A 20,220-nucleotide genomic window follows, 5' to 3' on the forward strand; every position below is an offset into this window, starting at 1 on the left:
CCCCCGACAATCCCGGAGCCGCCCGGACCGGAACGGACAGTTTCCGGCCGGAAACGCAGAGTTATGTGACTCATGTCACAACAGTAACCTAGGTCGCAGGCGCGACGGGAAGCCCTCGCGTGCCCGCGCGTATAGGCTCACCGGCTATGTCACCACGCCGGATCGGGGTCATGGGCGGCACCTTCGACCCCGTGCACCACGGCCACCTCGTCGCGGCCAGCGAGGTCCAGTCGCGGTTCGCGCTCGACGAGGTCATCTTCGTGCCGACCGGGCAGCCGTGGCAGAAGTCCGGCCGCCGCGTCACGCGCGCCGAGGACCGCTACCTGATGACGGTCATCGCCACCGCGTCCAACCCGGTCTTCTCGGTGAGCCGGGTCGACATCGACCGCGGCGGCCAGACCTACACCGTCGACACGCTGCGGGACCTGCACGAGGAATACCCGGACGACGAGCTGTTCTTCATCACCGGGGCCGACGCCCTCGAACAGATCCTCACCTGGCACAAGGCCGACGAGCTGTTCGACTTCGCGCATTTCATCGGTGTCACCCGGCCGGGCTACCGGCTCAACTCGCACCATCTGCCGAGCGGCAAGGTGAGCCTGGTCGAGGTCACCGCGATGGCCATCTCGTCCACCGGATGCCGCGAGCGCGTCGAGCGCGGCGAGCCGGTCTGGTACCTCGTGCCCGACGGCGTTGTGCGCTACATCGCCAAGAAGGACCTCTACCGCAAGGACGCCGAGGCCTGACCGGGTACCCTCGTCCGGGCGTACCCGAAATCTTGAAGGAGCACTGTGGCAGCGACGTCCGAGGCACGGGACCTGGCGGTGGCGGCCGCGCACGCGGCGGCGGACAAGCTGGCCAGCGACGTGGTCGTCCTGGACGTGTCCGAGCAGCTCGTGATCACCGACGCGTTCGTGATCGCGTCCGCGGCGAACGAGCGGCAGGTCGGCGCGATCGTCGACAACGTGGAGGAGAAGCTCCGCATCGAGGGGCACAAGCCGGTGCGGCGCGAAGGCGCGCGAGAGGGCCGCTGGGTGCTGCTCGACTACGTCGACGTCGTCGTGCACGTCCAGCACGCGGACGAGCGCTCGTTCTACGGCCTTGAGCGGCTGTGGAAGGACTGCCCGCGGATCGAGGTCGAAGGGCTGGCGACAGTCCCCGCCACCGACACCGACGACGCGGACGGCCCGGAGGCGTGAGCCCGCGGCGGCTGCTGCTCTGGCGGCACGGCGAGACGGACTACAACGCCGCCGGCCGCATGCAGGGACACCTCGATTCGGCGCTGACCCCGGTCGGCTGGAACCAGGCGCGCTTCGCCGTGCCCGCGCTCGCGCGGTTCAAGCCGGACCTGGTGATCGCGTCCGACCTGCGCCGCGCCACCGACACCGCCACGGTGCTCACCGAGGCGATCGGCGTGCCGCTGCAGATCGACAAGCGGCTGCGCGAGACGCACCTCGGCGAGTGGCAGGGCCTGACCGGGGCCGAGGTCGACGAGGGCTATCCCGGCGACCGCGAACTGTGGCGCACCAACGCCGCGTGGGCCCCGCCGGGCGGCGAGTCCCGGGTCGAGGTGGCCGAACGCGCCGCCGAGGTGGTCGACGACCTGATGCAGCCGAACTCCGACGCCGGGGAATCGGTCCTGCTCGCTTCGCACGGCGGTCTGATCCTCGCGCTGACGGCGAAGCTGCTCGGCCTTCCGGTCGAGGTCTGGCCGTCGCTCGGCGGGATCATGAACTGTCATTGGGTCGACCTCGGCCACCGCGAGGGGAAGTGGCGGTTGCACGCGTACAACGCGGGCATCACCGGCTGACCCGATGAGCCCGCAGCTGCTCGTCTTCGGCGATTCACTCTGTTTCCACGGTCCTGAAGGTCCTTGCGCGGCCGATGATCCGCGCCTGTGGCCCAACGTCGCCGCGAACGCGTTGTCCGGACAAGCTGATCTCGTCGCAGGCATCGGCTGGACCGCGCGCGACCTGTGGTGGTCGCTCACCGGCGACCCGCGGGTGTGGGCGGATCTGCGCCGCGTCGACGCTGTCGTGCTCGCTGTCGGCCACATGGACACACTGCCGTCGCCGTTGCCGACGTACTTGCGTCAGGGACTTCGCTACCTTCGCCCCGACGGCGTGCGTCGCGTCGTACGCGGTGCCTATCTCGCTGCGCAGCCACGATTGTCTGTCGTGATGCGCGGACGTCCTCGCGTGCTTCCCGCGCGGCTGACAGTGAGCTATCTGGACCAGTCCGTCGAAGCGTTGCGCGCGTTGCGGCCTGAGTTGCCTGTGTTCGGAATGCTGCCTTCGGTGCACCGCGCTGATGCGTACGGACGCGTACACACGGGACGCGCCGAAGCAGCCGCTGCAATCGCTTCGTGGGCCGCGCGATGCGAAGTGCCGTTGCTCGACACGCCCGGCGTGGTTGGCGAACATGTCTTGAGCGGCGCGGGAAATCCCGACGGCATGCACTGGGGATGGGCCGGGCACCAAGCCGTCGGCACCGCGATGGCGAAACTCGTTGCCCCGCACCTCGGCTCCGGCCACGTAGGCTGACGACGTGTCGGTCGCCGTGGTCACGGACTCCACCGCGCACCTGCCCGAAGGCTTCGCCGAGCGGCACTCGGTGCGGGTGGTGCCCCTGCACGTCCTCGTCGAAGGCGTGTGCTCGCTCGACGGCATCGAGATGGGCCCCGCCGCGCTCGCGGAAGCGCTGGGGGAGCGCAGGATCGTCACGACTTCCCGGCCTACGCCGGCCGAATTCGCCACCGAATTCCGGGCCGCGCTCGACGCGGGCGCGGACGCGGTCGTGTCAGTGCACCTGTCGAGCGAACTGTCCGGCACCTGGGAAGCCGCCGTCCTGGCCGCGGAAGAGGTCGGCTCGGACCGGGTCCGCGTCGTCGATTCCCGCACCACAGCGATGGGTTTGGGCTTCGCCGCCCTGCACGCCGCGGACGCCGCCGCTTCCGGAGCCAGCCCGGCGGAAGTCGAAGCGGCGGCGGCGAAAGCGGCCGAACGGTCTTCGACGTTGTTCGTGGTCGAGACTCTGGAACACCTGCGCCGGGGCGGCCGGATCGGCTCGGCCGCGGCATTGCTCGGCACCGCACTGGCGGTGAAACCGGTGCTGCACATGTCCGACGGCCGGATCCTGCCGCTGGAGAAAGTGCGCACGATGAACCGCGCGATCGGGCGGTTGGTCGAGTTGTCCGTGCAGGCGGCGGGCACCGGACCGGTCGAGCTGGCGGTGCATCATCTCGCCTCGCCGGAGCGGGCCGTCGAATTGGCGAACCGGCTTGAGGAAGCGATCCCGGGATGCGCCGGGGGATGCGTGGTGTCGGAGATCGGCGCGGTCATCGGCGCGCACACCGGGCCTGGCGTGCTCGGCGTCGTCGTGCAGCGCGCCTAACCGGGTTCCTGGTTGCCGAATCGCGCGAGCAGGTGCCAGACGCGCTTGAGATCTTGCTCGTCGCGGACGGCGGCTTTCCCGAGTATCCGTGGGTCGAGGTGCCCTTCCTCGGCGAGTCCGGCACCGAGCGCGGCGAACTCCGGTCCGCGGTAACCGGGGTGCCGGAGCAGTTCTTCGGCGGTGAGCCGGAACCCTTCGTGCCACTCGACCGGGCCCAGGTTTCGGGCAGCCGCCTCGATTTCCGTTCCCCGGTAGGACGGATCGAGAACCAGCGCTTCGACGTCCCGGGCCAGGTCCGCCTCGCCGTGCACCTGCGCCTCGATGTAGTCGTCCAACAGGTCTTTGCCGTCAGCTTCGGCCATCGCGACCAGTTCGGACAGGTGCGCCTCGACGCCGAAGGACGTCGGTTCGAAGACGCTGTCGGGATAGCTGAAAGTCGTGCGGGACAGCGTATGCCGGGCGAGCCGCAGGTGCGCCGAACCGAACCGCGGCGAGCCGCCCGCCTTCCGGCCGCGGAAATTCAGCGACCCGTATTTCGGCCGGTGCTCCGGCGCGGCCTCGTCGTAGGCACCGGCGAACAACCGGCTTTCCCAGCGCCAGCGGTCGCCTCCCGGATCCGCCGTCAGCCCGCCGTTGCTGACGCCGGTCTCGAACTGCGAGCGGTACCGGCCGTCTCGAACCATTCTTTCCAGGATCGGCACCCCGTCGACCAGCCGGTCCGGGTGGAAATGCAGCGTGACCCGCCACGACGGATCCGCTGGCCCGCCGGTCGCCAGCGCGGCGAAGCGGGCGACCGCACGCTCCCCAGCCTCCATCCGGATCACGGCCAGGACATCGTGATCGCGCGCTCGAAATCGACGTACCCGGCGCGCTGGAACGCGTTCGCCATCGGGACGTTGCCGAGATCCGTCGCCGCCCGGATGCGAGGAACCTCTTGGGCGGCAAGGATTCGAATGCCATCGGCGAGAATTTCGTCGAGGCAGCGGTTGCCGCGATGCTCGGGCAGGACGGCCAGATAGCCGATGACGGGGTGGTAATCGTTGCGTGCTGGCGTGACGAACCCGACCGGCGTGCCGTCGGGCAGCGTGGCGACGCGCCGCCAGTCCCGCGGACTGCGGTAGTGCGCCAATTCGTCCTCCTAGTGCCGGATCGCCGCTTCACGGGCGGACATCCGGGTCAGGTCGTCGCGGCTGCGGGCGTCGGGCGTTCCGTCCAAGACCCGGGTCATCAAGTCGAGGACCTCGTCCTCGCCGCGGATCTTCCGGAAGACCAGCCGTTTTCGCGGCGGGGCGACTGGAGTCCCTGGCCGCCGCTCGAAGCGCGGCCGCTCAGCGAGCAGTTGAGCACCGGCCTGTTCGAGTGCGATCATCCGGTCCTCGACAACGCTTCGGGTTTCGGCTTTTTCGCGCCAGTCAGCGGGAATCATCCGGTTGTAGACCGGAGGCCGGGCGCCTGCGGGCAGAATCTCCGCCATCGCGGTCCGGAGCAGCCGCGCGCCGACGGTCACGTCCTCAAGATCGAAGAAGTCCAGCAGAAGCGGGACAGGTTCGTCGGCTCGGCCCCAGCACGCGGCCCTGGCGACGAGTTCGCTGCCGCGGACCGCGATCCACATCCACTCCGGCCCGCGTCGGCCAGCGGCGAGCTCGTGGTCGAGGGCGTAAGTGAGTCGGCAGAAGAGATCGAATTCTTCCGGTCCGGAGATCGGGCGCAAGGTCAGGTCGGTGTGGTCCACGGCTGCGGCATGCTCCCGTTCGACGGCGGGCTACCAGGTCTAGCCGATGAGCGCGGCGGGTGCGAACGCTTTTCGCCCGCTGGTGCCGCAGGCCAAACCCGCCAGTATGACCGCGTGCCCCGACAAACTCCGTCGCGTCGCCTGCGCTGACGGCCCAGTTGTCCCCAAGGGGCGGGTTGTCCACAGATCGCGCGGAACACTCTCGCCGCCGGACCGGCCGACGCCTAGCGTCGATCGTGTGTTCGAGCACTCCGCCCGAGACCAGGGCACTCCCGTCAACGTCAGGCTCACCTGGCTGGCCGACCAGCTGGCCGCTGTCCCGCACCTCGCCGGACCCGGCAGCAGGCCGGCACGCCGCTGGCTGCCCCTCGGCCGGGCGGGCCGGCCCGTGCGCAGCCGGGCGAGCGTGTCGGCAACGGCAGACAGTCAGCCGTCCGCGGGCACGGAGGTGGAACCGAACTATCGCCTGTCCGCAGGTGCTGACGGCTTGCTGACAGGCATGGATGGCACAGCAGGCGACTCAAGGTCGCACTCCCGCACCGCGGGGTTGAAAGCTGGACTGTCTGCCGTTGCCGACAGTTCACCGCTACTGGGCGGCCCGTTGGCGGACGGTACGCCGCTCGTGCGGCCTGGGGGCCGCATAGCCCGGCTGTCTGCACTCGCCGACAGCCCGCCCCCGCCAGAAAACCCATTGCCGGGCGGCAAACTGGTCCGCGGCTGGCTGCCGGAACACACCGGACACCGCCTGGCCCGGCGCTGGCTCCCTGGCTCAACCGGCCTGCCGGGCTTCCTGGGCCGCCGGGGAATGATCTTCGCCCTGGCGTTGCTGGCAGCAGCCGCCGTCATCGCCGGAGGCCTGGCCATCTTCGGCCGCTCACCCGCGGCCGAGATCGCTCCGCCGCTCCCGGCCGCCCGTGCGCAAGTGCCGCACGCGTCGAAGACCAACGAGAACCTGGTCATCAGCGTAGTCGGCCACGTGCGCTCGCCAGGGCTGGTCACCGTGCCGTCGGGTTCCCGCGTCGCCGACGCCCTCCGCGCAGCGGGCGGTGCCACCCCCGGTGCCGACCTGACCGCACTGAACCTCGCCCGCAAACTCACCGACGGCGAGCAGTTGGCGGTCGGCGTCCCAGCCACCTCAGCGGCACCGGCCGGCTCAGGAGCCGCGGCCAGCAAAATCGACCTGAACTCAGCGACCGCCGAACAACTCGACAGCCTCCCCGGCGTCGGCGAGGTCACCGCCCGGCGCATCACCGACTGGCGCACCCAGCACGGCGGATTCGCGAGCGTCGAACAACTCCGCGACGTGGATGGCATCGGCGCGAGCAAATTCGAAAAGCTTCGCGAGCAGGTGACCGTCGGATGAAGCTGGAAACTGAGGAAGAGACGCGGCGCGACCACGATTTCCGTCTCGTCCCCGCTGCCGTCGCCGGATGGGTGGCTACTCTCGCCGGACTGCAACTCGGTTGGTGGGTCGCGACAGCGGTCGGTGCCGTAGCAGTGATCGGCGCTGTGGTGTTTCTAGTGCGCGGCGGTGCCAGATACGCCGGTGCTGGCGGAGCGCTGCTGCTGGCCGGGCTCATTGCCGCAGTGCCCACCGCCCTGCGCATTCACGACGCGGCATCCGACCCGCTGGGAGCCGCTGCCGAACACGGCGTCACCGCGACGCTGCGGGTCGAGATCAGCGAGCGCCCGCGGCCGATCCACCAAGCCGGCTATGCGGACCAGCAGGCGGGAACCCGGTCAGTGGCGATCCCCGCCCGAGTCTCAACGGCCATAGCGGACGGTCAGCCCATCGAATCGACCGGCCGGGTTCTGTTGCTGGCACCGGTTGCCGGATGGAGCGGCCTGCTGCCCGGCCAGGAAGCGACGACGTCCGGCCGCCTCCTGCCCGCACGCGGCGGGGAACTGACCGCAGCAGTCCTCTCCGTTCGTGCCGCACCCATCGACGTCGGGCCAGCGCCGTGGTGGCAGCAAGCCGCCGCAGTCCTGCGGAACAGCTTGCACTCCCTGTGCTCGGTCCTGCCCGAAGAACCAGCGGGCCTCCTGCCCGGACTGGTGCTAGGCGACACGAGCGCGTTGCCGCAACGGGTCGAAGGAGAGTTCAAGGCATCTGGACTCACCCACTTGATGGCAGTGAGCGGCGGAAACCTCGTCATTCTCGGCGGAGCCGTCCTGCTGCTGTGCCGATTGGTCCGAGCCGGCCCGAGATTTTCCGCGACAGCGGCTGGAGTCTGCCTGGTGGGATTCCTCGTCCTGGTGGGCCCTGAACCGAGTGTGGTCCGGGCTGGCGTCATGGGCGGCATCGGCCTGCTCGCGCTGGCTCTGGGACGACGTGGTTCGGCGTTGCCCGCATTGGCCTTCGCGGTGTGCGTACTGGTGGCGTGGGATCCGACGATGGCGGGTAATTTCGGCTTCGCGCTTTCGGTTCTCGCTACGGCAGGACTGGTGCTGCTCGCGCCGCGCTGGGCAGATTCGCTGGTACGAAGGGGAGTTCCAGCCGGTTACGCCGAAGGCCTGGCTGTTCCGCTAGCCGCGTTCGTGGTCACCGCTCCCGTCATCGCCGGTATGGCGGGCACGGTCAGCCTGGTCTCAGTCGTGACCAATGTCCTTGCGGCACCGGTAGTCGCGCCGGTGACTGTGCTGGGAGTGCTGGCAACAGTCGTCGGACCATGGTGGCCAGGTGCGGGACGGGTGCTGATCCATGCGGCAGATCCGGAAGCCCGATGGCTGATCACCGTCGCCCGGCACGGTGCGAGAGCGCCGGGCGCGGCGCTGTCGTGGCCCGGTGGCTGGTGGGGCGGATTGTGCGCGGCGGCCCTGCTGGTCGTCGTCGTGGTGGCGGCGCGGTTTCGCCGGCTCCGGCTGCTGGTGGCGATCGGACTGGTCGTCGTGCTGCTGACGGTCGTACCGGCCACAGTCCTGGCGCCTGGCTGGCCGCCAGGCGGCTGGGCGATGGTGGAATGCGATGTCGGACAAGGAGATGCGGTCGTCCTGGCCACTGCTGAGCCTGGCCGCGCCGTGGTCGTCGACACCGGGCCGGAGCCAGAGCCGGTCGACGAATGCCTGCGGAGGCTGGGCGTCGATCGGGTGCCGTTGCTCGTGCTGAGTCACCTGCACGCGGATCACATCGGCGGACTCGTCTCGGTGTTCGACGGAAGAACAGTCGGTGCGATCGCGGTAGGGCCAGGGCGTGCTCCGGCGTGGGCGTGGCAGTCGGTCTCCGGCGAAGCGCGGCGTCGTGGCGTGCCGCTGGTGCAGTTGAGCGACGGGCAGCGGCTGGAGTGGCCGGGGCTGTCGCTGGAGGTGCTCGGTCCGCGCTATGCCACTACTCGCGCACCGGCGTTGCAGGACGGCACGATGATCAACAACAGTTCGGTCGTCCTGCGCGCCGAAACCCCGGCTGGCCGGGTATTGCTGACTGGAGACGTCGAACTGGCCGCACAGGCGGACTTGCTCGCCGAGGGCGCGGACCTGCGGGCGGACATCCTGAAGGTGCCGCATCACGGATCGAGGTACTCGCTGCCGCAGTTCCTCGCGGCGGTGCGGCCGCGCACGGCGCTGATCAGCGTCGGCGCGGGCAACGGGTACGGGCATCCGAGCAAGTCCACAATGGACGTTCTCGGGACGATGGGAGTGCTGGTCACCCGGACCGATGTGGACGGCGACACTGCCGTCCTGCCCGGAGGAAGCGGGCCGGCGGTCGTGCGCCGGGGCGAGCCGCGGGGTCCGCCGCGGTAGTGCGGCGGACCCCGGGCCGGTGCGTCAGTAGCCGAGCGCCTTGGCGACGGCTTCGGCGGACGGCGGCACGGTGGCCTTCGGGCCGATGTGGTTCTCGACCGCGTCGAGGGTCTTGAGGCCGTCGCCGGTGATGAGGAGGACGGTTTCGGCGTCCGGGTCGAGCTTGCCGGTTTCGACGAGCTTCTTCGCGGTCGCCACGGTGACGCCGCCCGCGGTCTCGGTGAAGATGCCTTCGGTGCGCGCGAGCAGCCGGATGCCTTCGACGACCTCTTCGTCGGTGACGTCCTCGATCGCGCCGCCGGTGCGGTTGACCACGTCGAGCACGTACGGGCCGTCGGCCGGGTTGCCGATCGCGAGCGAGCGGGCGATGGTGTCCGGCTTGACCGGCTGGACGACGTCGTGGCCGTTGCGGTACGCGGCGGAGACCGGCGAGCAGCCGGTGGCCTGTGCGCCGAACACCTGGTACGGGCTGGCGTCCACGAGACCGAGCTGGCCCAGTTCGCGGAAACCCTTGTCCACCTTGGTGAGCTGGGAACCGGAGGCGATCGGCACGACGATCTGCTCGGGGATGCGCCAGCCGAGCTGCTCGGCGACCTCGTAGGCGAGCGTCTTCGAGCCTTCGGAGTAGTACGGGCGGACGTTGACGTTCACGAACGCCCACTTCGGGTGCTCGGCGGCCAGTTCGGTGGCGAGCCGGTTCACGTCGTCGTAGTTGCCGTCGACGGCGATCAGGTCGCCGTCGTAGACGGCGGTGGTGAGGATCTTCGCGCGTTCGAGGCTCTTCGGGATCAGCACGACCGACCGCCAGCCGGCGCGGGCCGCCGCGGCGGCGGTCGCGTTGGCCAGGTTGCCGGTCGAGGGACACGCGAGGACCTCGAAGCCGAACTCGCGGGCGGCCGCGAGCGCGACGGCGACCACGCGGTCCTTGAACGAGTGCGTCGGGTTTCCGGTGTCGTCCTTGACCCACACGCGCTTGAGGCCGAGCTCCTTCGCGAGCCGGTCCGCGCGCACGAGCCGGGTACAGCCGGGTTCGGTGTTCGGGGTCTCCTCGACGGTCGAGGGGACGGGAAGGAGCTTCTTGTAACGCCAGATGTTGCGCGGGCCCGCCTCGATGTCCTCGCGGCGGACGCGGCCGAAGTCGTAGGCGACCTCGAGCGGAGAGAAGTCTTCGGCGGAGACGAATTCCGGAGCGAGCGGCTGCCGGTGCCCTTCTTCCTTCGACACCAGTTCGACGGCCGGACCGAGGTCGATCGTCTTGTTGGCGGAGGTGGCGCTGAGGGCTGCAGTCATCGCGAGGTTCCTTTCCTCATCTGCCCCGCCGAAGCGGGCCGGAATTGGCACCGTGGTCGTCAGCTACCCCGCGATCGCGGGGTGACAGGCTGTACGCCGGTTGCCGGGGCTTCGTCGGGCCGTTCCCTCTGCCCCTCTGGATGAGCGGTATTCGGTTGTCGGAGCGCCGGTGGGCGCGTCCTCGGCTACACCGTACGACATCCCGATCAGCTCGTGCCACGGAGGCGGCCCACATCACCGGAGCGGGCGGCCCGGCGGCCGGGTGAGAAGATGGCGGGGTGACCACCGCACCCGCGCCGCTGCACCTCGTCACGGGCGAGGAAGAACTGCTCATCGAACGGGCTGTGCGAGCGTCCCTCGACGCGGCCAAGGCCGCGGACCCGACGGCGGACCTCACGCGCATGCGGGTGTCCGATCTCACACCGCCGGTGCTGGCCGAGCTGGTGAGTCCGTCGCTGTTCGCCGAGGGGCGCGTGATCGTGCTGGAGTCGGCGCAGGACATCTCGCAGGAGCTGTCCGACGCGGTCCTCGCGTACGTGAAGGTGCCGGCCGAGGGCATCGTCCTCGTGGTGGTGCACAGCGGCGGCGGGCGGAGCAAGGCCGCGAAGGCGCTGCCGGGCGCGTTGAAAAAAGCGGGCGCGGAAATCACCGAATGCCCGAAGCTCACCAAGCCGGCCGAGCGCGAGGCGTTCGTGCGCAACGAGGTGCGCCGCGTGGGCGGCAAAATCGACGCCGCGGGACTGATGGCGCTGCTCGACTCGGTCGGCTCGGATCTGCGTGAACTGTCCTCGGCCGCTACCCAGCTGGTCGCTGACACCGGGGGAGCCGTCGACGAGCAGGCGGTGCGCCGCTACCACACCGGACGCGCCGACGTGACCGGCTTCGCGGTGGCGGAAAAGGCCGTCGCGGGCGACCGGGCCGCCGCGATGGAGTCATTGCAGTGGGCGATGCAACTGGGCGTTCCGCACGTCCTGGTGGCCGACGCGCTGGCCGACGCCGTGCGCACGATCGCTCGCGTGTCCGCGGCCGGGCGCGGCAACCCGAACCAGATGGCGGGCGAACTGGGCATGCCGCCGTGGAAGATCCGCAAGGCGCAAGGCCAGTCGCGCGGCTGGGGCCAGGACGGCCTGGCGACCGCGATGCGCGTCGTGGCGCGGCTGAACGCCGAGGTCAAGGGCGCGGCGGCCGATGCGAATTACGCACTGCAGCGCGCGGTCCTCGACGTGGTCGCGGCCAAGGGAGACCGCTGACGGGAGCCCTCGCGGTTGGCGGCGGAGGCCCGGTCGCGAATCCCCAGGACGCGGAAAAGGCCCGGCAGCCGAAGCCGCCGGGCCTTCCGGAAAGACTGCGCTCAGAGCTGGTTCGCGCGCTTCGCGAGAGCCGACTTCTTGTTCGCGGCCTGGTTGGCGTGGATCACGCCCTTGGTGACGGCCTTGTCGAGCTTGCGAGCGGCGTCGCGCTGCAGTTCGAGGGCCTTGTCCTTGTCACCGGCTTCGGCGGCCTCGCGGAACTTGCGGATCGCGGTCTTCACCGAGGACCGGATCGCCAGGTTGCGCTGCCGCGCCTTCTCGTTCGTCGTGATGCGCTTGACCTGCGACTTGATGTTGGCCATGGAGGCGTTCCTCTTTCACTCGGTGAAGGTCGCTGCCGCGTTCGTGTGGCTCCGGATCAGTCCCGAGGGGACTGCCGGGTTTCCTCCCTGACGGAATGCCGCACGGCAACAGTCGAAAATCTTAACAGCCCTGTTCGCGGTGCCGCGGCCAGCCCCGGAGACCGCCCGGGGCACGCGAGCGCTCGGCATCCCGGCCTTGGCTCGGTTACGGTGGGCTTCGGTAGTGCCTAGGGTTCCGTCGCCTGCCCGTGGTCCCGCAGAGCGGGTCGCGAAGACAACGAGGGCGGGCGGGCCTGGTCCGAGCGGCACCTTCGGCGGGACACCGAGCCCCCGCCGTTCATCTGACGGGACAAAAGCCTGGAGGACCCGGTCTTCAGCGTGCGCTGGAAACCTGAAGGGGTCCGGATGAACACCACTGCCCTCGCCATGGTTCTCGTCGCCGCGGTCGTGCACGCCGTGTGGAACCTCGCCGCCAAACGGGTTTCCGGCGGCCCGCGGTTCGTCTGGCTGTACTACACGGTTTCCGCGGCGGCGATGCTCCCGGTGATCGCGGTCGCGCTGGCCGTCGAACCGGAACGTCCGCAGTGGACTTGGCTGCTCGCCGCCGCGGGCACCGCGGTCCTGCACGTGGCCTACGGGATCGTGCTGCAGCGCGGATACGAGGTCGGCGACCTGTCCATCGTCTACCCGCTGGCCCGCGGGACCGGGCCGCTGGTGTCGGTGCTCGTGGCGGTCACGATCCTGGGCGAACGGCCTGGCGTGCTCGGGCTGATCGGGGCCTTCCTCGTCGTCGCGGGCGTCCTGGTGATCAGCCTCGGCGGCGGCACCGGCGACGCCCGGGCTCGCCGCGCGGGGGTGTGCTACGGGGTCGCCACCGGCGTGGTCATCGCGGCTTACACGCTCTGGGACGCGCACTCGGTCACGTCGCTCGGCGTGCCTCCGCTCGTCTACTTCGGCGGCGGCGCGATCGGCCAGAGCATCCTGCTCGCGCCGACCGCCGCGCGCGGCCGCTCGGAGATCAAGCGGCTGTGGCGCGACCACCGGCGCGAGGTGCTGATCGTCGGGCTCGCCTCGCCGGCCAGCTACCTGCTGGTCCTGTACGCCCTGCGGATCGCGCCGGTCAGCCTCGTCGCGCCGGCGCGCGAATTGTCGATCGTCTTCGGCGGGGTCGCCGCCTGGCTCGTGCTGCGCGAGCGCAACGCGGCCCGCCGCCTCGCCGGATCGCTGGTGGTGCTGGCCGGGATCGCTGCGATTGCGGTCGCCTGAGCCGCTCGGGTAGGCAGGAGCCATGGACGTACTGAGCAGCCGGGTGCTGATCCACCCCCGCGACCACGAGCTGTCCACCGCGTTCTACCGCGACGCCCTCGGCCTCGCGATCGAGCGCGAGTTCCCCGGCGGCACGCGGTTTTTCGCCGGCGGCGGGTCGATCGAAGTGGTCGGCACGGGCGAGGAGGGGCCCGGTCCGGACGTCAACCTCTTCCTCCAGGTCCGCGATCTCCCGGCGACGCTGGCCGAACTGGCCGGACGCGGGGTCGAACCGGTGCGCGAGGCCCGGCGCGAACCGTGGGGCACCGACGAGGCGTGGATCGCCGACCCGGACGGGCTGCGGATCGTGCTCGTCGAGGTCCCGGAAGACCACCCGCTGCGCCGCGACCAGCGCTAGGCCGGTTTCCCGGCCCGGAGCTGGGCGGCGAGCGCGGCGAACCCCGGCGGGTCCCAGGTCCAGGTCTGCAGGTCGGTGAATCCGGCCGCGGCGGCTTCGCCGGCCAGCTCGTGCCGCGTCACCGGAAGCCACTTCTCGTGCGCCGAGAGCAGCAGCCGCCCGCCCGGCCGCAGCACGCGGAACAGCTCGGCGAAGGCCGCCGGGCGGTCTTCCCAGAACTGGACGTTGTTCACGGTCAGCACGACGTCCGCGGACGCGTCCGCGCAGCCGGTCCGGGCCGCGCTGCCCGCGCGCACCTCGGCGCGGTCGCCGCAGCGGTCCGTGCAGAGGTCGCGCATCTGCGGGGAGGGTTCGACGCCGATCACCTCGCCGGCGAGTTTGCTCGCCGCGTCGAGGCCGACCCCGGGTCCGGGGCCGACGACGAGCACGGTCTCGTCGGGTTCGAGGCGGGCCAGGTCGACGACGCGGTGCTCGGTCGCGGCGTTGCCGATCGCCATCAGCTTGCCGCCGAGCCTGCCCAGCAGGCCGCTGGGATGGCCGAAGGCCCGGTCGAGGGCGGCGTCGAGGACGCCGGGACCGGGCGGCGCGGGGGAGGGTGAAGTGCTCATGCTTCGAGGTCACCACGAGACGCGCGGGGCCGCATCGGGGATGACCCCCACCCGCACCCGGAGGTCCATGGGACGATGGGGCACGGACATCCCCCACCATCCCGAGGACAGCCCGAGTGACAGCGCCCAAGACGTTCGCCGACACCACCTTCACGCCGCCGGAGTTGATCCGCAACTTCTGCATCATCGCCCACATCGACCACGGCAAGTCGACGCTGGCGGACCGGATGCTGCAGCTGACCGGCGTCGTCGAGGAGCGAGCCATGCGCGCGCAGTACCTCGACCGCATGGACATCGAGCGGGAACGCGGCATCACGATCAAGGCCCAGAACGTCCGGCTGCCGTGGAAGATCAAGGACGGCCAGGGCGGTGCACAAGATTATGTCCTGCACCTGATCGACACGCCCGGCCACGTGGACTTCACCTACGAGGTCTCGCGGGCGCTTGAGGCGTGCGAGGGCGCGATCCTGCTGGTCGACGCCGCGCAGGGGATCGAGGCGCAGACGCTCGCGAACCTGTACCTCGCGCTCGAGAACGACCTGCACATCATCCCGGTGCTGAACAAGATCGACCTGCCCTCGGCGGACCCGGAGAAGTACGCGGCGGAGATCGCGCACATCATCGGCTGCGAGCCCTCGGACGTGCTGCGCGTGTCGGCGAAGACCGGCATGGGCGTGACCGAGCTGCTGGACGAATGCGTGCGCCAGGTCCCGCCGCCGGTCGGCGACGCGGACGCGCCCGCCCGCGCGATGATCTTCGACTCGGTCTACGACACCTACCGCGGCGTCGTCACCTACATCCGCGTGGTGGACGGCAAGATCACGCCGCGGGAGAAGATCAAGATGATGTCGACCGGCGCGACGCACGAGCTGCTCGAGGTCGGGATCATCTCGCCGGAGCCGAAGGCCAGCAAGGGACTCGGCGTCGGCGAGGTCGGCTACCTGATCACCGGCGTGAAGGACGTGCGCCAGTCGAAGGTCGGCGACACCGTGACGTCCGAGCGGCACGGCGCGACGGAACCGCTCGCCGGGTACCGCGAACCGAAGCCGATGGTGTTCTCCGGGCTGTATCCGGTGGACGGCTCGGATTACCCGGAGCTGCGCGAGGCGCTGGAGAAGCTGCAGCTCAACGACGCCGCGCTGACCTATGAGCCGGAGACGTCGGTCGCGCTGGGCTTCGGCTTCCGCTGCGGTTTCCTCGGCCTGCTGCACCTGGAGATCACCCGGGACCGGCTGGAGCGCGAGTTCGGCCTTGACCTGATCTCGACCGCGCCGAACGTGGTGTACCGCGTGGTGCTGGAGGACCGCAGCGAGGTCGTCGTCACGAACCCGTCGGACTGGCCGACTGGGCTCAAGATCGCCGAGGTGCACGAGCCGGTGTCGAAGGTGAGCATCCTCGCGCCGTCGGAGTTCGTGGGCACGATCATGGAGCTGTGCCAGGCGAAGCGCGGCACCCTGCTGGGCATGGACTACCTGTCCGAGGACCGCGTCGAGCTGCGCTACACGATTCCGCTGGCGGAGATCATCTTCGACTTCTTCGACACGCTGAAGTCGCGCACGCGCGGCTACGCGTCGCTCGACTACGAGGAGTCCGGCGAGCAGGTGGCGGACCTGGTGAAGGTCGACATCCTGCTCCAGGGCGAGACGGTGGACGCGTTCTCCGCGATCGTGCACAAGGACGCCGCCTACACGTACGGAAACCGCATGGCGACGCGGCTGCGCGAGCTGATTCCGCGCCAGCAGTTCGAGGTCCCGATCCAGGCGGCGATCGGCTCGCGGATCATCGCGCGCGAAACGATCCGCGCCATCCGCAAGGACGTGCTCGCCAAGTGCTATGGCGGCGACATCTCGCGGAAGCGGAAACTGCTGGAGAAGCAGAAGGAAGGCAAGAAGCGGATGAAGACCGTCGGCCGGGTGGAAGTGCCGCAGGAGGCCTTCGTCGCGGCACTGTCCACTGAGGACAACGGGAAGAACAAGAAGTAGTTCCACCTTCGGGTGAACGGCGGCTCCGGGTTTCCGGGGCCGCCGTTTTTTGTCGGTGGGGTCTGGTGTTCTCAATTGCTGACAGGGAGTCTCTGGCGCGAACGGGGAAAGGAGAGCGACCATGACGGTCGTAGCGGACATCCAGAATCCTTCCGGGTCGGGGCCCATGACGGTGCACGACCTCGAGGGGATGCCGGATGACGGCAGGCGTTACGAACTCATCGACGGAGTGCTGCTCGTGACTCCGGTGCCCGGGTATCGACACCAGAAGATCGGATACCGGCTCCACCACGTGCTGGAGGCGGCTTGCCCGCCGGAGTTCGACGTCCTCGGCGCACCATTCGCCGTGCACGTCGGCGACCGGATGGAGCTGCAGCCGGACGTTCTGGTCGGCCGCGGCGAAGACTTCACCGCCAAGGACCTGCCCGTGCCGCCCGTACTCGCCGTCGAGGTTCTGTCGCCGAGCACGTCGATCCACGATCTGAACACCAAGAAAGCGGTCTACGAACGGCTGCGGGTGCCGAGTTACTGGGTGATCGACCCGGCCGCACCGGAGTTGACTGTGTTCGAACTGGACGAGGACGGCGTCTATCAGCAGGTCGCCAAGTCCGCGGGAGCCGAGGTTTTCCCAGCGCGGCGGCCGTTCCCGGTCCGGGTGGTGCCCGAGGCGCTGGTCGGGAGGGTTGAGGGGCCGGGTCGAACTCGGCACGCCTGGCACCGAGGTTCGCTCAGCCGTTCCCGATGATTCTGCCCACCTCCACGAACACCGCGGCGCGGCGTTCGGCGGCCATCACGCGGTCGTACTCCGCCCAGTCGTCGTGGGTGCCGGTGGCGGCTCGGAACACCTCGCGCAGCAGGGGCGGGAGGCCGTCGGCCGGGAAGGCGGGGTCGGGGTCGTCCGGGCCGATCAGGCGGACCGGGCCGGTCACCGAGAGCCAGCGCCAGCCGCGGCGGAACGTCACGGTCGCGTGGCCGTTGCGGCGCAGCAGGGCCAGTTTGCGCGCGCCGCCGACGGCTACGAAGCCCACGCTCGGCGTGCCGGTCACCGGGTCGTCCAGGATGCCCGCGTTCACCACGGACGCGTGCACGGTGCCGTCGGCGCGGGTCGTGGCCACGGTGGCGAGGCCGTTCTCCTCCACCGTCAGCGCGCGGAGCTGTTCCAGGGTTGCCGTCATGCTCTTCTGCAACGCGGCGGCGGCCCGGCGCATTTCCGGTCCGGCACTAGGCTCGGGGCATGTTCGATGATCTCGAGTTCCCGGTGATCGTGGCGCCGATGGCGGGCGGGCCGACGACTCCGCAGCTGGTCGGCGCCGTCACGGACGCGGGCGGGTTCGGTTTTCTCGCCGCCGGCTACGCCAGCCCGGAGACGCTGGACGCCCGGATCGCGCACACCGCCGACCTCACCGGCGGCCGGTTCGGCGTCAACCTGTTCGTCCCCGGCGGCCGGTCGGTGGCCGACCTCAGCGCGCACCGCGAACGCCTGCTCGCCGAAGCCGTCCGCTACGGCGTCGAACTCGGCGACGCGGTCTGGGACGATGACGAGTACCCGGCGAAGCTCGACCTCGTCGTGCGGCACCGGATTCCGGTGGTGTCGTTCACTTTCGGTGCGCCGACGTCCGCCGAGGTGCAGCGGATCCACGAGGCGGGCGGCAAGGTCGCGGTCACCGTCACGAACCCGGAGGAAGCCGACCTCGCCGCCGCGCGCGGAGCGGACGCGCTGGTCGTGCAGGGCTTCGAAGCCGGCGGGCACCGCGGTCTGTTCACCGACGACCCGGGCAACCCGGCCGGCGGCGAGGAATACGGCCTGCTCGCGCTGCTGCGGTTGCTCGGCGCGCGCACGAGCCTGCCGTTGATCGCGGCCGGGGGACTGGTCAACGGTGCCGACGTCGCGGCCGTGCTGGCCGCCGGTGCGTCGGCGGCCCAGCTGGGCACGGCTTTCCTGCTCGCGACGGAAGCCGGCACCGGCGACACCCAGCGCCGCGCGCTCGCCGAAGCTGGCCGGGCGACGGCTTTCACGCGCGCGTTCAGCGGACGTCCGGCGCGGGGCATGGTGAACCGCGTCCTGAGCGACCTTTCCGCGAACGCGCCCGCCGCGTACCCGCAACTGCACCACCTGAGCAAACCGGTCCGCGCGGCGGCCGCCAAAGCCGGTGACCCGGAGGCGATGTCGTTGTGGGCGGGCCAGACTTACCCGCTCGCCGGTGACGGTTCAGCGGCCTCGATCGTGGCCCGCCTGCGCACCGAGGCAAAGGCGGCGGCGGAACGGCTCGATCGGTTGCGTTGAGTGTCTGCTGGGGTGGGGGCGGGGATCGCGATGGCTTGGCCGGTTGCGCTGAGAATCCGCCGCGGCGAGGGGCGGGGACCACAACGGCTTGGCGGTTGCTGTGCTCGGGTCCCGCGGTGGAGTTGCTGGCTGCGCTGAGCTTCCGGCGCGGCCCGGCGTTCGCGGGATGACTCGGCGGCGGAGCGGCTTGAGTAACTATGCGTGATCCAGTCGCGGGAAGCGCCGGTTTGCGCGGAGGCGATGTGCGCTCGTGGACCGGGAACGATGCCCGATTGTGCACGGGCGGGCCACCGTGGCAGTGAGCCGGAGTTCCCGAGCGGACCCGTTCCAGGAGCCTCCGGGCGGATCGCCGGCCGCGCACGCGAAAATGCGGGGGACGCCGCCGAAGGCGTCCCCCGCAGCACAGCCCGATCAACCCGGCCGAAGAGATCAGTCCGAAGTGGACTTCAACCCGCCCGGGTCGCCGTCGCCCGCGTCCTCGCCGCGTTCCATCGCGGAGTGGCGTTTGCCGTAGGCGAAGTAGATCACCATGCCGATCACGAACCAGATCGCGAAGCGCAGCCAGGTTTCCGGCTTCAGGAAGGTGATCAGCCAGATCGAGAACACCACGCCGATGATCGGGACCACCGGCATGCCCGGCGTCTTGAACGTGCGCGGCAGTTCCGGGCGCTTGTAGCGCAGCACGATCACCGCGATGCACACGACCACGAAGGCCAGCAGGATGCCGATGTTCGTCAGTTCCGCGGCCTCGCCGATGGGGAGCAGGCCCGCGATCAACGCCGAAGCGCCGCCCAGGATCCACGTGATGCGCGAAGGGACCTTGCGCACCGGATGGGTCTTCGAGAACCACTTCGGCAGCAGGCCGTCGCGGCTCATCGAGTAGCCCACGCGCGTCGCGCCCATCAAGAACGTGAACAGGACCGTCAGGATGCCGATGATGGCGCCCACCGCGATGATCGCGCCCAGCCAGCCGAGGCCGACCTTCGCGAACGCGCTCGAGAAGGCCGCTTCCGGGTTGATGTCGGTGTACTTCACCATGCCGGTCAGGACCAGGCAGGCCAGCACGTACAGCACCATCGAGATCGCCAGCGAGTAGATGATCGCCTTCGGCATGTGCTTCTGCGAGTCCTGAGACTCCTCCGCCGCGGTGGACATGGCGTCGTAGCCGAAGACCGCGAAGAACACCGTTGCCGCGCCGGTGAACGCGCCGCTGAGGCCGAACGGGAAGAAGTTGCTGTAGTTGCCGCTCTGGATGTGGAAGGCGCCGACCACGATCACCAGCAGCACCAGGCCGACCTTCAGGTACACCAGCAGCGTTTCGAAGCGCGCCGCGTTTTTCATGCCCTGGTTGAGAATGAAGGCGATCAGCAGGCAGAGCAGCACCGCGAACAGGTTGACCTTGTACGACCCTGGTTCGACTCCCGCGGGTTCGGTGCCGGGTGCGCCGGACATCCAGTGCGGCAGCGAGACGTGCAGGAAGCCCAGCAAGTCGTTGAAGTAGCCGGAAATCCCGATCGCGACCACGGACACGATCGCGGTGTACTCCAGCAGCAGGTCCCAGCCGATGAACCAGCCGACGATCTCGCCGAGCACCGCGTAGCCGTAGGTGTAAGCCGAACCCGCGCGCGGGATGAGGCCGGCGAACTCGGCGTAGGAGAACGCCGCCGCGGCGCTCGCGATGCCCGCGATCAGGAACGAGATCAGCACGGCGGGGCCCGCGGTCTTGTTCGCGACCGCCCCGGCGAGCGAGAAGATGCCCGCGCCGATGATGCCGCCGACGCCGATCGCGGTCAGCTGCCGCAGGCCGAGCGTGCGCTGCAGGCCGCTTTCGCCGATCTGCTCGATGGTTTCGATCGGCTTCCGCCGGAAGATCCCGGACCCGGAGCCCAGGTTAGGGCCGCCGCGCGGAGCTGACATC

21 protein-coding genes and 1 riboswitch are annotated in these 20,220 nt (G+C 70.0%); of the genes, 13 read left to right on the forward strand and 8 right to left on the reverse strand.

Going from position 1 to position 20,220, the window contains the following annotated elements; translation table 11 throughout:
• Positions 1 to 146: 146 nt before the first annotated feature.
• Genes nadD through A4R44_RS26390 form a run of 5 tightly spaced genes read left to right on the forward strand, consistent with a single transcriptional unit; the run spans position 147 to position 3,393 of the window.
• Positions 147 to 746: a nicotinate-nucleotide adenylyltransferase gene (nadD, locus tag A4R44_RS26370; protein ID WP_078560899.1), complete on the forward strand. Its 600-nt coding sequence runs from the start codon at positions 147 to 149 to the stop codon at positions 744 to 746.
• A gap of 45 nt (positions 747 to 791) precedes the next feature.
• Positions 792 to 1,199, forward strand: a complete 408-nt coding sequence (rsfS, locus tag A4R44_RS26375; RefSeq protein ID WP_067586219.1) for a ribosome silencing factor — start codon at positions 792 to 794, stop codon at positions 1,197 to 1,199.
• A complete protein-coding gene (locus tag A4R44_RS26380) occupies positions 1,196 to 1,810 on the forward strand; it encodes a histidine phosphatase family protein (protein WP_067586222.1) in 615 nt (204 codons plus the stop codon). Before rsfS ends, A4R44_RS26380 begins: the two co-directional genes overlap by 4 nt.
• A 4-nt stretch (positions 1,811 to 1,814) precedes the next feature.
• Positions 1,815 to 2,543, forward strand: coding sequence for a diglucosylglycerate octanoyltransferase (gene octT, locus A4R44_RS26385; RefSeq protein WP_067586225.1), 729 nt, complete (start codon positions 1,815 to 1,817; stop codon positions 2,541 to 2,543).
• 4 nt (positions 2,544 to 2,547) lie between these two features.
• On the forward strand, positions 2,548 to 3,393 hold the full coding sequence (locus A4R44_RS26390; protein ID WP_067586228.1) for a DegV family protein: 846 nt from the start codon (positions 2,548 to 2,550) through the stop codon (positions 3,391 to 3,393).
• On the opposite strand, the gene A4R44_RS26395 is transcribed toward A4R44_RS26390, so the two are convergent.
• The 3 genes from A4R44_RS26395 to A4R44_RS26400 are packed head-to-tail and all read right to left on the reverse strand — an operon-like array spanning position 3,390 to position 5,125.
• On the reverse strand, positions 3,390 to 4,208 hold the full coding sequence (locus A4R44_RS26395) for a DUF3626 domain-containing protein (RefSeq protein ID WP_093576205.1): 819 nt from the start codon (positions 4,206 to 4,208) through the stop codon (positions 3,390 to 3,392). The genes A4R44_RS26390 and A4R44_RS26395 overlap by 4 nt on opposite strands.
• A 5-nt stretch (positions 4,209 to 4,213) precedes the next feature.
• Positions 4,214 to 4,522 carry a GNAT family N-acetyltransferase gene (locus tag A4R44_RS49270; RefSeq protein WP_198545447.1) on the reverse strand — a complete coding sequence of 103 codons (309 nt, stop codon included), beginning with the start codon at positions 4,520 to 4,522 and terminating at the stop codon, positions 4,214 to 4,216.
• A 9-nt stretch (positions 4,523 to 4,531) separates the two neighbouring features.
• On the reverse strand, positions 4,532 to 5,125 hold the full coding sequence (locus A4R44_RS26400; protein WP_198545448.1) for a hypothetical protein: 594 nt from the start codon (positions 5,123 to 5,125) through the stop codon (positions 4,532 to 4,534).
• A 691-nt stretch (positions 5,126 to 5,816) separates the two neighbouring features.
• Between A4R44_RS26400 and A4R44_RS50760 the strand changes: the two genes are divergently transcribed.
• Both A4R44_RS50760 and A4R44_RS26410 read left to right on the forward strand, forming a co-directional pair.
• A complete protein-coding gene (locus tag A4R44_RS50760) occupies positions 5,817 to 6,488 on the forward strand; it encodes a helix-hairpin-helix domain-containing protein (RefSeq protein WP_369805940.1) in 672 nt (223 codons plus the stop codon).
• Positions 6,485 to 8,863, forward strand: a complete 2,379-nt coding sequence (locus A4R44_RS26410; RefSeq protein WP_067586234.1) for a ComEC/Rec2 family competence protein — start codon at positions 6,485 to 6,487, stop codon at positions 8,861 to 8,863. The genes A4R44_RS50760 and A4R44_RS26410 overlap by 4 nt, the downstream gene beginning before the upstream one ends.
• Positions 8,864 to 8,887: 24 nt before the next feature.
• Here the strand turns inward: A4R44_RS26410 and thrC are convergent, their stop codons facing one another.
• A complete protein-coding gene (thrC, locus tag A4R44_RS26415) occupies positions 8,888 to 10,153 on the reverse strand; it encodes a threonine synthase (protein WP_067586238.1) in 1,266 nt (421 codons plus the stop codon).
• A 13-nt stretch (positions 10,154 to 10,166) separates the two neighbouring features.
• A riboswitch (SAM riboswitch) is annotated at positions 10,167 to 10,300 on the reverse strand.
• Between the two features lie 131 nt (positions 10,301 to 10,431).
• On the opposite strand from thrC, the gene holA reads away from it, so the two are divergent.
• A complete protein-coding gene (holA, locus tag A4R44_RS26420; protein WP_067586241.1) occupies positions 10,432 to 11,403 on the forward strand; it encodes a DNA polymerase III subunit delta in 972 nt (323 codons plus the stop codon).
• A gap of 101 nt (positions 11,404 to 11,504) precedes the next feature.
• Here holA and rpsT read toward each other — a convergent pair whose 3' ends face one another.
• Positions 11,505 to 11,765, reverse strand: a complete 261-nt coding sequence (gene rpsT / locus A4R44_RS26425; RefSeq protein ID WP_009081037.1) for a 30S ribosomal protein S20 — start codon at positions 11,763 to 11,765, stop codon at positions 11,505 to 11,507.
• Between the two features lie 405 nt (positions 11,766 to 12,170).
• Here rpsT and A4R44_RS26430 point away from each other — a divergent pair, with 405 nt between their 5' ends.
• Both A4R44_RS26430 and A4R44_RS26435 read left to right on the forward strand, forming a co-directional pair.
• Entirely contained in the window at positions 12,171 to 13,031 is an 861-nt protein-coding gene (locus tag A4R44_RS26430; RefSeq protein ID WP_067586244.1) for a DMT family transporter, read from the forward strand.
• Positions 13,032 to 13,053: 22 nt separating this feature from the next.
• On the forward strand, positions 13,054 to 13,428 hold the full coding sequence (locus A4R44_RS26435) for a VOC family protein (protein WP_067586247.1): 375 nt from the start codon (positions 13,054 to 13,056) through the stop codon (positions 13,426 to 13,428).
• On the opposite strand, the gene A4R44_RS26440 is transcribed toward A4R44_RS26435, so the two are convergent.
• Positions 13,425 to 14,036, reverse strand: coding sequence for a class I SAM-dependent methyltransferase (locus tag A4R44_RS26440; protein WP_067586250.1), 612 nt, complete (start codon positions 14,034 to 14,036; stop codon positions 13,425 to 13,427). The two genes, A4R44_RS26435 and A4R44_RS26440, sit on opposite strands and share 4 nt — an antisense overlap.
• Before the next feature lie 116 nt (positions 14,037 to 14,152).
• Between A4R44_RS26440 and lepA the strand changes: the two genes are divergently transcribed.
• Positions 14,153 to 16,018: a translation elongation factor 4 gene (gene lepA / locus A4R44_RS26445; protein WP_067586253.1), complete on the forward strand. Its 1,866-nt coding sequence runs from the start codon at positions 14,153 to 14,155 to the stop codon at positions 16,016 to 16,018.
• Positions 16,019 to 16,139: 121 nt separating this feature from the next.
• A complete protein-coding gene (locus A4R44_RS26450; RefSeq protein WP_067586256.1) occupies positions 16,140 to 16,763 on the forward strand; it encodes a Uma2 family endonuclease in 624 nt (207 codons plus the stop codon).
• On the opposite strand, the gene A4R44_RS26455 is transcribed toward A4R44_RS26450, so the two are convergent.
• Positions 16,747 to 17,193 (reverse strand): pyridoxamine 5'-phosphate oxidase family protein, encoded by a 447-nt coding sequence (locus tag A4R44_RS26455; RefSeq protein WP_067586575.1) that lies wholly within the window; start codon positions 17,191 to 17,193, stop codon positions 16,747 to 16,749. The genes A4R44_RS26450 and A4R44_RS26455 overlap by 17 nt on opposite strands.
• A gap of 59 nt (positions 17,194 to 17,252) precedes the next feature.
• Here A4R44_RS26455 and A4R44_RS26460 point away from each other — a divergent pair, with 59 nt between their 5' ends.
• Complete coding sequence (locus tag A4R44_RS26460) at positions 17,253 to 18,302, forward strand: nitronate monooxygenase family protein (RefSeq protein ID WP_067586259.1); 1,050 nt, start codon at positions 17,253 to 17,255, stop codon at positions 18,300 to 18,302.
• A gap of 429 nt (positions 18,303 to 18,731) precedes the next feature.
• Here A4R44_RS26460 and A4R44_RS26465 read toward each other — a convergent pair whose 3' ends face one another.
• Positions 18,732 to 20,219 carry an amino acid permease gene (locus A4R44_RS26465; RefSeq protein ID WP_067586262.1) on the reverse strand — a complete coding sequence of 496 codons (1,488 nt, stop codon included), beginning with the start codon at positions 20,217 to 20,219 and terminating at the stop codon, positions 18,732 to 18,734.
• Position 20,220 lies beyond the last annotated feature (1 nt).

The sequence above is a fragment of the Amycolatopsis sp. M39 genome (genome assembly GCF_001651785.1).
GTDB lineage: Bacteria > Actinomycetota > Actinomycetes > Mycobacteriales > Pseudonocardiaceae > Amycolatopsis > Amycolatopsis rubida.